The organism is Planomonospora sp. ID82291 (assembly GCF_015711645.1).
Lineage (GTDB): Bacteria > Actinomycetota > Actinomycetes > Streptosporangiales > Streptosporangiaceae > Planomonospora.
The window spans coordinates 1950664-1962705 of sequence record NZ_JABTEX010000001.1; the positions used below are offsets into that span (position 1 = coordinate 1950664).

Genomic DNA, 12042 nt, shown 5'->3' on the forward strand with positions numbered 1-12042 from the left:
GGAAAGCCTGCGCCCACGGGATCGCCATGTCCCATCTGCGCCGACTATCCTTGCTCACCAGCGACTACGCTAGCCGACAGAGCCTGCGCACGATCCGGATCGCGCAGGGGTGACGCAGGAGAGCCCAGTGCCCAAGCCCAAGACTCGCAAGAAGGCGGTCTACACCCCGCCGAAGACGACCCAGCAGGTCAAGATGAGCCCGCGCTGGCTGGCGCCGGTCATGGTGGCCTGCTGGATCATCGGCATCCTGTGGATCTCCATCTACTACGTGGCGCCCGACGCGCCGCTGCTCGGGACGCTCGCCAACTGGAACCTGCTCATCGGGTTCGGTTTCATCATCTTCGGTGTGATCCTCTCGACCCGCTGGCGTTAGGACTTTCCACAGGGCTGTCCACACCCTGGGGACGCGCCGGGGTGTGGATCTCAGCCGGTGAGGCCGTAGAAGGCGTCGAAGGCGTACGGCGGCAGCAGCGCGACCACGGCGACCAGGAGCAGCACGACCGCCGCGCAGCCGGCGAGCTGGACCGCGGTGCGGTTCCGGGCCGGGGCGTGGACGAGGACCGCGGCGACCACGACGCCGGTGACCAGGCCGCCGAGATGACCCTGCCAGCTGATCCCGGGGATCGTGAACGTGATCACCACGTTGATGCCGATCAGCCAGAGCACCCCGCGGACGTCGTAGCCGAGTTTGCGGGAGACCACGAAGAGCGCGCCGAACATGCCGTAGATCGCTCCCGACGCGCCCACCGCGGCGATGCCGAAGAGGTAGACCGCGACCGAGCCGCCGAGCGCGGAGAGCAGGTAGAGCGCCAGGAAGCGCAGCGAGCCGAGGCGGCGCTCCAGCTCGGGGCCGATGGCGTAGAGCGCCCACATGTTGAACAGGATGTGGGTGAGCGCGAAGCCTCCCCCGTCGAGCGGGGAGTGCAGGAAGGCGCCGGTGATCAGGCGCCACCACTCGCCTCTGTAGGCGACGTCCCCCGACGACATGGCCAGGGCGCTGAGAACCTGGTCGGAGACGTTCTCCGCGATGTAGGCCAGCACGTTGAGGACCAGCAGTCCCCAGGTGACGTAGGGCGTGGCGACCGCCCCTCCGCCGAACACCGCCTGCGCCTGCCGCACGCCCCTGTTGCCCTCGGCCACGCACTCGGGGCACTGGAAGCCGACCGCCGCGTCGCGCATGCAGTCGGGGCAGATGGGCCGCTCGCAGCGCTGGCAGCGCACGTAGGTCTCGCGATCCGGATGGCGGTGGCAGGTGGGAACGGCCTGGGCCCCGGACTCGCCGGGGGGCTGGGTGGTCATGACGCGTCGGCGACCCTTTCGACCGTGCTCGGATCCTCACCCAACCCTATGCAGATTTCCGGGCGCCCGTGCGCGGCGGCCGTCACCGCGGCCGCCGCACGGACGGTTCAGCCCTGGACGCGGTCGATCGTGACGCTCTCCAGCACGACCGGGTCGACGGGACGGTCGCCGGGGCCCGTGGGCGTCTTGGCGATGGCGTCGACGACGTCCTGGCCCTCGACGACCTCGCCGAAGATGGTGTGCCGGCCGTTCAGGTGCGGCGTGGGCACCACGGTGATGAAGAACTGCGAGCCGTTGGTGCCGCGGCCCATCTGGATGCCGGCGTTGGCCATGGCGAGCAGGTAGGGGCGGTTGAAGTAGAGGTCCGGGTGGATCTCGTCGTCGAACGTGTAGCCGGGACCGCCGATGCCCTGGCCCAGGGGGTCGCCGCCCTGGATCATGAAGCCGTCGATGACCCGGTGGAAGACGGTGCCGTCGTAGAGCCGGTCGGTGGTCTTCTGGCCGGTCTCGGGGTGCGTCCACTCGCGGGTGCCCTCGGCCAGCTCCACGAAGTTGCGCACGGTCTTGGGCGCGTGGTCCGGGAAGAGCTGCACCTTCACGGTGCCGCGGTTCGTGTTCAGGGTAGCGATCAACTTCTCAGCCACGGTCGGGCTGCCCCCTTCAGGTAATCACGCAGGGCCTGCCTCAGGCGCTGCATTCGTGCCGTTCTGCTAACTATGGCCGTCACCGGCCCGTCAACATCCTCCCACGGCCGGTCATGATTGAGCCGCTTTCGAGCGGGAAGGGGTCGCTGCGGGGCCCCAACGACAGGGGAGGAGTTGCCGTGCCTCTTGCAACACTGTTTGGAAAGCGCACCACCAGCATGGTTCCGGAGACCCGGATGCGACTGGCCAAGCACCAGGCCATGGTGGCCAGAGACCAGGCCATGCTGCAGATCGCCCGAGCCGCCGAACGGGTCGGCCCGATGGCCGCACAGGCCCGTGAGGCCGCCCTCAGCGCCGCGGACGAGAAGATCAGCGAGGCCCGCAGGTGGGCCGCGCCGCAGTTGGACGCCGCCGCGCACACCGTCGAGCAGCAGCTGGCACCCAGGCTGAGCTCGATGTTGTCCCAGGCGGCGACGAAGCTGGATCCCTCACCCCCGGCCTCGGTCAGGTCCCGCAACTGGCCGATGCTCCTGCTGCTCACCGGCCTCGCGGCCGGAGCGGCGGGTTTCGCGATGTACCGCAAGAGCTCCGACCAGTGGACCGCCACGATGAAGGACAGCGCGAGCGACGCGTCCCACTGGGTGAGCGACAAGGCGAAGACCGCGGCCGACAAGGTCTCCGGCGTGGCCGGAGGCGTGAAGTCGAAGGCCGAGGAGTTCAGCCACAAGGCGGAGCCCACGACCGGTGTGACCGGCCAGGGCACCGACGCCGAACGGAGCGAGGTCACCAGGAACATGACCTGACCCGTGATCGCCGCGTACGGCCCGCACCCCGGGGTGCGGGCCGTACGCGTGCCGGGGCCCGCCGGACGGCCGCACGCACGGGACCGCCGGACGGCCGCACGCACGGGACCGCCCGGCGGCCGGGGGCCGTCAGCGCCGCCGCTCGGCGACGCAGATCACGGCTCGCTTGCCGGGCAGCTTCCGCACGCGGGCGGCGTCCTCGGGGCCGGAGGAGTGGAAGGACCCGGATGAACCGTGGCGCGGGACCGGAACGGCCCGGCCCTTGACGACCTCGCACGGCCCCGCACCGGGAAACGCCTTCACGCAGCGCAGTTTCCCGCGGGACCTCTCGCCGGGCACCCGGACCTCGTCCCGCCCCTCCCGGTGGACGACATCGCCCCGCTCCGGCACCCGGGCCTCGGACAGGCCGCCGTCCGGGAGGGCGGGCACCGCGGGCACCGCGGACACCACGTCCTCGTCCCGCACCCGTCCGCGGCCCTCGGCGCGGAGTCGCTCCGCCTCCGCCTCGGTGAGCGCCCGGGTGACGAATCCCTTCCCGCCCTTGCAGGCGATGGTGACGGTGCCGTCCGGCGGGGTCGCCGGGACGGCGAACGAGGAGGTCCCGGAGGAATCGAAGGATTCGGCGGGGGGCGGGGTCACGGCGGCGTTGGCCGCGCCGGTCAGGGTGACCATCAGGGTTCCGGCGGTCACCGCGGCGGCGGCGAGAAAGCGGATGCGCATGTTCGGTTCTCCTCGTCGGGTAGAAGTCCGGTGGGTGCACCGGCCGATGCCCGGCCGGCGTCCGGTGGGGTGCCGGGCGGAGCCCGGCCGGACGTCCGGCCGGACCCCGGCCTCGGCGCCCGGCCCGGACGCCGAGGCCGGAGGTCCGGCCGGAACGTGCGGTCACACCGTCCCCCCCGGAACCTGAAGCCGCCCTGAACGCCGCCGAAGCCGGCTTCAGGTTCTTCCGCCCCGCCCCGCCTTCTTCAGCGGGGCTTTAGGTCGCGTACGGCACGCTGGCGCCATGCGCGTGCTGCTGGTGGAGGACGAGAAGCGCCTGGCCGGCCTGCTGAAGGGCGGGCTGGCCGGCGAGGGGTTCGCAGTGGACGTCGCCCACGACGGGCGGGAGGGGTTGTGGATGGCCGGGGAGAATCCCTACGACGTGATCGTGCTCGACGTCATGCTGCCCCGGATGAACGGCTACACCGTCTGCTCGCGGCTCCGCGACGCGGAGAACTGGACGCCGATCCTGATGCTCACCGCCAAGGACGGCGAGCACGACGAGGCCGAGGCGCTGGACACCGGCGCCGACGACTTCCTGTCCAAGCCGTTCTCCTACGTCGTCCTGCTGGCCCGGCTGCGCGCCCTGGTCCGCCGGGGCGGCCGGGCCCGGCCTGCCTCGATCCGGGTCGGCGACCTGGTCGTCGACCCGGCGGGGCTGCGCTGCCACCGGAGCGGGGTGGAGATCCCCCTCACCCCGAAGGAGTTCGCGGTCCTGCACGGCCTGGCCCGCAGGCAGGGCGAGGTGGTCTCCAAGGGCGAACTGCTCGCCCAGGCGTGGGACTTCGCCTACGACGGGGACCCGAACATCGTCGAGGTCTACGTCAGCGCGCTCCGCCGGAAGATCGACGCCCCGTTCGGCCGGTCGTCCCTGGTGACCGTGCGCGGCGCCGGATACCGGCTGGAGGCCTGAGATGCCGCACCTGTCGGTCCGGGTCCGGGCGACCCTCGCGGCCACCGCGATCGTGGCGGTCGCGCTGGCCGCCGCCTCCGCCCTGCTCGTCGGCGTGCTCAGCGAGAGCCTGATGGCGAGCGCCTCCGACGAGGCCGTCCGGCGCGCCGGAGTCGTCGCCGAATGGATCTCCGGTGAGGCGGGGGCCGCGGCGGAACCCGGCACGAGGGGCGACCCGGACGTGCAGATCCTCACGGAGACCGCGTCCTCCCGGGTCGCGGTTCCCCCGGCCGGGACCTCCCGGGTCGCGGTTCCCCCGGCCGGGACCTCCCGGGTCGCGGTTCCTCCAGCCGGGACCTCCCGGGTCGCGGTTCCTCCAGCCGGGGCGGAATTCTCCGTGCACGCCGTACCCGCCCCGCCCGCGGAGCGGTGGGCGCCGGAGGGCGCCTTCGTCGTGGCCACGACGCCGGTCGGCACCGACGGAGGAACACTGGTCGTGCGGGCCCGCGCCTCCCTGGAACCCGCCCAGGCGGCCCTGCAGATCCTCAGGGGCTTCCTGCTGCCCGGGATTCCCGCGCTGCTCCTGCTGGTCGCCGCCCTCACCTGGCTCGCGGTGGGCCGGGCGCTCGCGCCGGTCTCGGCGATCCGGGCGGAGATGGCCGACATCACCGCCAGCGACCTGCACCGGAGGGTCCCTGTACCGAGATCCCGCGACGAGATCGCCCGGCTGGCCGAGACCACCAATCGCACGCTCGACCGCCTGGAGCTGGCCGTCGGCCGCCACCGGCGCTTCGTCGCCGACGCCGCCCACGAACTGCGCAGCCCGTTGGCCGTTCTGCGGGCCCGCCTGGAACTCGCACCGCCCCAGCCGCCGGCCGCCGAGGCGCTGGCGGACGTGGAGCGGATCCAGGCGCTCATCTCCGACCTGCTGCTGCTGGCCCGCCTGGACGCCGAGGAGCCCGTCCACCGCGACGAGGTTGACCTGGGCCAGGTCGCCGCGGAGGAGGGGACCCGCGCCCGGACGCGGCCGGAGGTGCGGGTGATCCTGGAGGTCGCCGCCGACGTGCTGGTCCGCGGCTCGGCCGAGCAACTGCGCCGCCTGGTGGCCAACCTCGTGGACAACGCCGTGCGGCACGCCGAGTCGGCGGTCACCGTCCGCCTGGCGGCGGAGGGGGACGAGGCCGTGCTGGAGGTGCGCGACGACGGGCCGGGCATCCCCGCCGAGCACCACGAGGCCGTCTTCGATCGCTTCACCCGGCTGGACGAGGCCAGGGACCGGGACGCAGGAGGCGCGGGGCTCGGGCTGGCGATCGCCCGGGACGTCGCGGTACGGCACGGCGGCGGCCTGGCCGTCGCGTCCGGCCCGCCGGGAGCCTGCCTGCGCGCCCGCCTCCCCCTCGCGTCCCCGGCCGCAACCGCGCCGTCACCCGGCTGAGCGGCGCGTATCCGGCGCTACCGGCCGAGCGGCGCGCATCCGACGCTACCGGCTGAGCGGCGCGCGTCCGACGCTACCGGTGACGGAGCCGGACGGCGATCTCCACCATGGTGTCCTCGGGGAACGGCGCCCGGGCGGGGTCGCCGCCGGTCGTGAGGAGCTCGACGGCGGTGACGAGGTCGGCGTGCTGGCGCCGTACGAAGTCGCGGTCGACGACGGCGCCGTGGCCCGGGACGACCGCCCCGCCCGGCAGGTCCAGCAGGCGAGCGAGCGTGTCCGGCCACTCCCGCGGGAACGCGTCCCCGAACTGCGGCGGCGCGCCCTCCTCCACCAGGTCCCCGGCGAAGACCACCCCGGTGTCGGGGACCTCGGCCACGATGTCATTGTCGGTGTGGCCCCGGCCGAGGTACCGCAGGTGGACCGGCCGGCCGCCGAGGTCGAGGGTGACGGAGCCGGTGAACGTGCGGCCCGGCGGGACGATCTCGACCTCGGCGAGCTCCTCCGGGCCCTCGTGCAGCCACTCCCGCCGCTGCGCCTCGCCGGTGGCCTCGGCCGCCTCCGCGCAGCGGACGTGGCCCCAGATGTCGGCGGGCAGGAAGACGGCGTTGCCGAAGAAGTGGTCGAAGTGCGCGTGGGTGTTGACCACGGTCCAGGGCAGCGGAGTGATCTCCCGGACGGCGGCGGCCAGCTCCCGGCCCTGGCGGTGGGACATGCGCGTGTCGACGACCAGGCAGCCCTCGCCGCCGACGACGAGCCCGGCGTTCAGGTCGAACGACGCGTGCCGCCGGACGTAGACGCGGTCACCGATCTCCCGCCACTGCTCGGTCATGTCCCCGAGCCTGCCAGAACCGGGGACGGCCTCGGGACACCCGGCGCGGTCCCGGGCCGGGACCGGATCACCGGGCCGCGGCCAGGGTCAGGGCCACCGGGCCGGCCGCGATCTTCAGTCCCCGCTTCGGGCCGCCGGGCTCGGCGGGAGCGACCGTGACGGTCAGTCTGACCCTCGCCCTCGGAGCCAGTCCGGTGATCGTGCAGCGCACCGCCGTACCGCTGAACCGGCAGCCCTTGCCGGCTTTGACGATCTTCTGGCCGCCGAACGTGCGGCCCGCGAGCGTGAGCGCCCTGACCGGCGCGGCGCCGGTGTTGGTGACCGTCACCGTGTAGGCGTTCCCACGCGCCGCACCCGTCAGCCGGATCTTCGACGGTGCCCGGGTGAGCGCCCTGAGCTGGGACGGCGTGCCGTTGAAGGAGTTCTGGCCGCCGGGCAGGGAATCGCTCTTGTCCGCCGACTGCCAGAAGGCGTGGCGCTTCCAGCCCGCCGGGAGCTCCCCCGGCTCGCCGCCCCACCGGGCCAGCCAGAGCGGGTTGCGGCCGAAGGCGAGGGAGTCGCCGGTGCAGGTGCGCCACCAGCTCGTGGTGGTGTAGATGATCGCGTCCTTGCCGGTCCGCCGCCGGTAGCGCCGGGTGAAGTCGCCGACCCACGTGACCGCCTGCTCCGGGGTGAGCCCGTAGCAGGTGTCGAGGCCGTTCTTCTTGCCGTACGGATTGTCCTCCAGGTCCAGGACGCCCGGCAGCGTCCGGCCGTCGGGGGTCCAGCGGCCGCCGTTCTTCACGAAGAAGTCGGCCTGCTCCGCGCCGCCGGACTCGTGCGGCTGGGCGAAGTGGTAGGCCCCGCGCAGCAGGCCCGCTTCGGCGGCTCCGCCGTACTGCGCGGTGAACCGGGGGCTGACGTAGTCCACGCCCTCGGAGGCGTGCACGAACGCGAAGGCCGCGCCGTTGCCCGCGGCGGCCACCCAGTCGACGTCCCCCGTCCAGTTGCTGACGTCGGTCCCGACGACTCCCGGCGCCCACTGCGCTGCGGGGCCGGAGGAGCGCGCGGGAGCGGAGGCACCCGAAAGGGCGGACCCGGTCGTGAAGGCCGATCCGGCTGTGAAGGCCGATCCGGCTGTGAAGGCCGATCCGGAGGGCAGGGCGGATGCCTGACCGGTTTCCAGGGCCAGCACCCCTGCCGCGACGGCGGCGATCACGGCGGTCCGATGTTTCACGTGAATCCATCCCTTCACCGGCGAAGGAACGATCATGGCGGGTGCCGTCCGCCGTCCGCAAGCACGACGGAGGGTCCGGCCCCGCCCGACGACGGCCCTTCCACCGTCATCACCATGACCGGATCGGAGGCATGATGCTCATGGGGGACGCGATCCCGCGGAGTCGCGCGTCCGCGCCGGAGACCTGAACGGTTCCCGGGTCCGCCCCCGGGCGTCGCGGACCGGACAGGGCCGCGGCCCGCCGTCGCACCCGCCCGAGGAAGACCCGGCAGCGACCCGAGGAGGAGCCGAGCAGGTGTCCGACATCACCATGCGGCCGTACGGCGGCGCCGAGGACCTGCGCAGGATGCAGGAGCTCGTCCGGGCGGGCTGGGGGCCGGGCAGCCGGTGCCATGTGGGGGAGCTCGCCTGGGACCGGTTCCAGCACCTGGGCCGGGAGGCGGAGTGGCCCACGATGTTGTGGGAGCGCGAGGGCCGCACGATCGCCTGGGCCTGGGTCCGCCTCCCCGGCGGCCTGCAGTTCGCGGCGCCCGACGACCTCGCCGACGAGGTGCTCGACTGGTTCCACGAGGTCACCGCGGGCGACCGGCTGGCCACCACGATCCTCGACACCGAGACGGGCCTGGCGGAGGTCCTGACGCGCCGCGGCTACCGCCGGGCCCGGGACGCGCCCTTCCTCCTGCGCATGTCACACGACCTGGAAGGACTTCCCGAGGTGGAGACGCCGCCCGGGTTCACCGTGCGCTCCCTGCGCGGGGACGAGGAGGTCCCCGGCCGGGTGGCCGCGCACCGATCGGCCTTCCACCCGTCCCGGGTCACCGAGGAGAGCTACCGCCGGGTCATGCGGGCCTGGCCGTACCGGCGCGAGCTGGACTGCGTCGTGGAGGCGCCGGACGGACGGCTGGTCTCCTACTGCCTGGCCTGGCTGGACCCGGACAACCGCGTCGGGCAGTTCGAGCCGGTCGGCACCTCCCGGGAGCTCCAGCGGCTCGGACTGGCCCGGGCCGCGTGCCTGTACGCGATGCACCGCCTGCGGGCCGAGGGGGCCGAGGAGGCGATGGTCTACGCCCGGGGGGACGAGGCGTACCCCGCCCCGGCGCGGCTGTACGGCTCGCTGGGATTCCGCGCCGGGGCCCGGACCGAGACCTATACGCGCTCCCGCTGACCGCCGTCCCCGGACGTCTCCCGACGTCCCCGGGCACCGGGCACCGGACACCGGGCACCGGGCACCGGGTACCGCCGGCGCTCCCCGGGACGCGGGGCGGTCGTCCCCGGGACGCGGGGCGGCCGTCAGGTCACGGCGGCGACGACCGCGAGCAGCAGCAGGGAGCCGCCGATCTCGACGAAGCCGAGCTGCTTGGCGGTGGCGGTGCGCCGGGGCAGGACGACGGCCCTGACCAGGTACCAGGTGAACGGGACGGCGTAGAGCGGGGCGACCCAGACCGCCGCCCCGAGCGCGGCCAGGTGGAACACGGCCGAGGCCGTCAGGAGCGCCCGGTTGCCGCGTTCGCGGATGCAGGTCTTGACGAAGAACACGGTCCCGGCGAAGTACAGCAGCATGATCAGGAAGGTCCCGGCGGTCCGTTGGAGCGGCACCCCGTTGACCGCGGCGACCACCGGGACGATGAGCGTCCCGGCGAGCGCCGAGACGAGCCCGTTGGCCAGGGCCCGGTCGTTGCGGTGCGCGGCGAAGAAGGCGTTGGCCGCCAGCACCAGCGCGAAGACCGGCGCGAACGCGAGCAACCGGGGGCGGGCCGCGAGCACCGTCATCCCGGCGGCCAGCGTCACCGCGCCGTACACGGCGAGCTGGGGGCGGATCCGGCCGGGACGGCGGGTCTTGACCGCGAGCAGCGCGAAGTACGACAGCACGTAGCCGGCCGTCCACGCGACGAGCAGCGGTAGGACGGGCCAGGAGAAGCCGGTGGTGATCAGCCCGGCCAGGTAGGGGACGAGCAGCATCGCCCAGGCGCCGTGCTGGGGAGGCACCCAATGCCTCCGGCGGCGGGCGGCGGGCGCCGGGCGACCCGCGCCGGTCCTGCCCGGCCCGCCGGGTCCGCCGGGTCCGCCGGGTCCGCCGGGCCCGCCGGGTCCGCCGGGTCCGCCGGGTGCACCGGGTCCGCCGGGTCCGCCGGGCGCGCCGGGTCCGCCGGGTGCGTCACCGGTGAGCGGCCGGACGGCGATCATCGCCGCGCTCCTCCCCGATCTCGGCGGTGATCCTGTCGAGGAGGCCGCCGAGCACCTCTTCGGCCTGCTCCAGGTCGAAGTCCTCGCCGAGCCGCTTGCGCACCCCGTCGTCGCTGAGCAGGTGGTGGACCGCAGGGGTGACCCCGTGCCGGGCCAGGCAACTGCGCGCGCACTGCAGGACGCAGCCGTCGACGGCGATGACCGGACGTCCGCTGACGGCCTTGCGGACCAGGCTCGGCACGTCACCGCCGACCCCGGCGATGCAGGACATCTCCGCGACGCCGCGGCGGTCGAGCTGGATCGCCAGCCAGTTGGTCATCTGGGCCGCGCTGGAGCAGCCGGAGCAGGAGTAGACGAGGGGGAGGTCACGACGGCGGGCCAATGGAGGAACCCCTTCCCGGAGGAGCGGCGCCCTCGGCGGCGGGGTCACCGGAGCAGGCCCGGTGACGGCGCGGCCTCGGATCCGAACCAATAGAAACAATAGATCTTCGTTTCTATTCGAGGGAAACTGTAGCATCGGGCCATGGCCACCGAGCGGCTGACCGACCCCGCCTCTCCGACCCCCGCCCAGCGCGGTCGTCGCGCAGCCGTCCTGCAGGTCCTGCGCGCTTCGGACGAGCCGCTGGGCGCCGCCGAGGTCGCCGAACGCGTCGGAGCGCACCTCAACACCGCCCGCTTCCACCTCGACGCGCTCGTCGCGGACGGACGGGCGGCCCGGGACACGGTGCCGCGCACCGAACGCGGCCGGCCGAAGGTCGTCTACACCTCCGTCGACGGCGCCCGGAGCGGTGACTCCCGCAGCTTCCGGCTGCTCGCCGAGATCCTCACCGGCATCGTGGCCGCGTCCGTCCCGGACCCGGCCGCCGCCGCGCTGGAGGCCGGCCGCGCCTGGGGCGTCCGGCTGACCGACTCGCCCGCGCCCGGCGAGCGGATCGACGCCGACGAGGCGCAGCGCCGGATCATCGCCGGCCTCGACCGGATGGGCTTCGTCCCCGACGCCGACGAGGAGGGGGACACCCGCCAGCTCCGCCTGCACCACTGCCCGTTCCGCGAGGCGGCCCAGGAGCGGAGCGAGATCGTCTGCACGATCCACCTCGGGCTCATGCGGGGGGCCGTCGCCCGGCTGGACGCCCCGCTCGTGGTGGAGGATCTCACCCCGTTCGTCCGGCCGCACCTGTGCGTCGCCACCCTGCACCGCACCCGCGGATGAGGACCGCCCACCGCACCTGTGCGTCGCCACCCTGCACCGCACCCGCGGATGAGGACCGCCCGCCGCGCTCGCGTCGCCCTGGGCTACGGTGAGCAGCCGTGGACGTCTACGGTTCGATCGCCTCATTCGCCGTCGTCGTGGGAGTGCTCACCCTCACCCCCGGCCTGGACACGGCGCTGATCCTGCGCACCTCACTGCTGGCCGGCCGGAGGCCCGCCTGGGCCGTGGTCCTCGGCATCCAGGCCGGGACGCTCACGTGGGGCCTCCTCACCGCCGCCGGTCTGTCCGCCCTCCTCTCCGCCTCCCGGCTCGCCTACGAGGTGCTGCGCTGGGCGGGCGTCGCCTACCTGGTGTGGATGGGCTGCCGGATGCTCTGGCAGAGCCGCAGGGGCGGCGGGGACGGGACCGCGGCGCCCGAACCGTCCGGCGGCGACGGGACATGGGCGGCGTTCCGCCGCGGTCTGCTGACCAACCTGCTCAACCCGAAGATGGGCGTCTTCTACGTCGCGATGCTCCCCCAGTTCATCCCCGACGACGCGCCGCACGTCGCGATGGGCGTCCTGCTGGCGGGCGTGCACGTCTGCGAGGGACTGCTCTGGAGCGCGCTGCTCATCGGATTCACCGGTCTGGTGCGCGGCTGGCTGGGCAGGCCGTCGGTCAAGCGCGGCCTGGACCGGCTGACGGGCCTCGTCGTGATCGGGTTCGGGCTGCGGCTGGCGACGCAGCCCTCCTCCTGAGCCCCGGGCGCGCCGGCCTCCCCCGAAGACGCGG

14 protein-coding genes are annotated in these 12042 nt (G+C 73.8%); 7 read left to right on the forward strand and 7 right to left on the reverse strand.

What is annotated here, in order from left to right; translation table 11 throughout:
• Positions 1–127 precede the first annotated feature (127 nt).
• Positions 128–373, forward strand: a complete 246-nt coding sequence (locus HS045_RS08680) for a cell division protein CrgA (RefSeq protein ID WP_196450592.1) — start codon at positions 128–130, stop codon at positions 371–373.
• A gap of 50 nt (positions 374–423) precedes the next feature.
• Here the strand turns inward: HS045_RS08680 and HS045_RS08685 are convergent, their stop codons facing one another.
• A complete protein-coding gene (locus HS045_RS08685) occupies positions 424–1299 on the reverse strand; it encodes a rhomboid family intramembrane serine protease (protein ID WP_196450593.1) in 876 nt (291 codons plus the stop codon).
• Between the two features lie 107 nt (positions 1300–1406).
• Positions 1407–1943: a peptidylprolyl isomerase gene (locus HS045_RS08690; protein WP_196450594.1), complete on the reverse strand. Its 537-nt coding sequence runs from the start codon at positions 1941–1943 to the stop codon at positions 1407–1409.
• 236 nt (positions 1944–2179) lie between these two features.
• Between HS045_RS08690 and HS045_RS08695 the strand changes: the two genes are divergently transcribed.
• Positions 2180–2746 carry a hypothetical protein gene (locus HS045_RS08695; protein ID WP_196450595.1) on the forward strand — a complete coding sequence of 189 codons (567 nt, stop codon included), beginning with the start codon at positions 2180–2182 and terminating at the stop codon, positions 2744–2746.
• A gap of 129 nt (positions 2747–2875) precedes the next feature.
• Here the strand turns inward: HS045_RS08695 and HS045_RS08700 are convergent, their stop codons facing one another.
• The gene (locus tag HS045_RS08700; RefSeq protein WP_196450596.1) at positions 2876–3466 is read right to left on the reverse strand and encodes a hypothetical protein; all 591 of its coding nucleotides are present in this window, start codon (positions 3464–3466) and stop codon (positions 2876–2878) included.
• A gap of 283 nt (positions 3467–3749) precedes the next feature.
• On the opposite strand from HS045_RS08700, the gene HS045_RS08705 reads away from it, so the two are divergent.
• The gene (locus HS045_RS08705; protein WP_196450597.1) at positions 3750–4418 is read left to right on the forward strand and encodes a response regulator transcription factor; all 669 of its coding nucleotides are present in this window, start codon (positions 3750–3752) and stop codon (positions 4416–4418) included.
• 1 nt (position 4419) lies between these two features.
• Positions 4420–5832 (forward strand): cell wall metabolism sensor histidine kinase WalK, encoded by a 1413-nt coding sequence (locus HS045_RS08710; protein ID WP_196450598.1) that lies wholly within the window; start codon positions 4420–4422, stop codon positions 5830–5832.
• Positions 5833–5905: 73 nt separating this feature from the next.
• Here HS045_RS08710 and HS045_RS08715 read toward each other — a convergent pair whose 3' ends face one another.
• Positions 5906–6661 (reverse strand): MBL fold metallo-hydrolase, encoded by a 756-nt coding sequence (locus HS045_RS08715; protein ID WP_196450599.1) that lies wholly within the window; start codon positions 6659–6661, stop codon positions 5906–5908.
• A gap of 67 nt (positions 6662–6728) precedes the next feature.
• Positions 6729–7877 (reverse strand): GH25 family lysozyme, encoded by a 1149-nt coding sequence (locus tag HS045_RS08720; protein ID WP_196450600.1) that lies wholly within the window; start codon positions 7875–7877, stop codon positions 6729–6731.
• 295 nt (positions 7878–8172) lie between these two features.
• Between HS045_RS08720 and HS045_RS36080 the strand changes: the two genes are divergently transcribed.
• Positions 8173–9042 carry a GNAT family N-acetyltransferase gene (locus tag HS045_RS36080; RefSeq protein ID WP_196450601.1) on the forward strand — a complete coding sequence of 290 codons (870 nt, stop codon included), beginning with the start codon at positions 8173–8175 and terminating at the stop codon, positions 9040–9042.
• Positions 9043–9167: 125 nt separating this feature from the next.
• On the opposite strand, the gene HS045_RS08730 is transcribed toward HS045_RS36080, so the two are convergent.
• On the reverse strand, positions 9168–9863 hold the full coding sequence (locus HS045_RS08730; RefSeq protein WP_196450602.1) for a YwiC-like family protein: 696 nt from the start codon (positions 9861–9863) through the stop codon (positions 9168–9170).
• Between the two features lie 169 nt (positions 9864–10032).
• Positions 10033–10443 carry a putative zinc-binding protein gene (locus tag HS045_RS08740; RefSeq protein WP_196450603.1) on the reverse strand — a complete coding sequence of 137 codons (411 nt, stop codon included), beginning with the start codon at positions 10441–10443 and terminating at the stop codon, positions 10033–10035.
• 141 nt (positions 10444–10584) lie between these two features.
• Between HS045_RS08740 and HS045_RS08745 the strand changes: the two genes are divergently transcribed.
• Positions 10585–11271: a metalloregulator ArsR/SmtB family transcription factor gene (locus HS045_RS08745; protein ID WP_196450604.1), complete on the forward strand. Its 687-nt coding sequence runs from the start codon at positions 10585–10587 to the stop codon at positions 11269–11271.
• 98 nt (positions 11272–11369) lie between these two features.
• Positions 11370–12008 (forward strand): LysE family translocator, encoded by a 639-nt coding sequence (locus HS045_RS08750; RefSeq protein WP_196450605.1) that lies wholly within the window; start codon positions 11370–11372, stop codon positions 12006–12008.
• Positions 12009–12042 lie beyond the last annotated feature (34 nt).

Coding starts and splice junctions, on each gene's coding strand:
- HS045_RS08700 (WP_196450596.1), bottom strand. CDS start 3,466: ATGCGCATCCGCTTTCTCGCCGCCGCCGCGGTGACCGCCGGAACCCTG.
- HS045_RS08715 (WP_196450599.1), bottom strand. CDS start 6,661: ATGACCGAGCAGTGGCGGGAGATCGGTGACCGCGTCTACGTCCGGCGG.
- HS045_RS08695 (WP_196450595.1), top strand. CDS start 2,180: ATGCGACTGGCCAAGCACCAGGCCATGGTGGCCAGAGACCAGGCCATG.
- HS045_RS08710 (WP_196450598.1), top strand. CDS start 4,420: ATGCCGCACCTGTCGGTCCGGGTCCGGGCGACCCTCGCGGCCACCGCG.
- HS045_RS08705 (WP_196450597.1), top strand. CDS start 3,750: ATGCGCGTGCTGCTGGTGGAGGACGAGAAGCGCCTGGCCGGCCTGCTG.
- HS045_RS08745 (WP_196450604.1), top strand. CDS start 10,585: ATGGCCACCGAGCGGCTGACCGACCCCGCCTCTCCGACCCCCGCCCAG.
- HS045_RS08685 (WP_196450593.1), bottom strand. CDS start 1,299: ATGACCACCCAGCCCCCCGGCGAGTCCGGGGCCCAGGCCGTTCCCACC.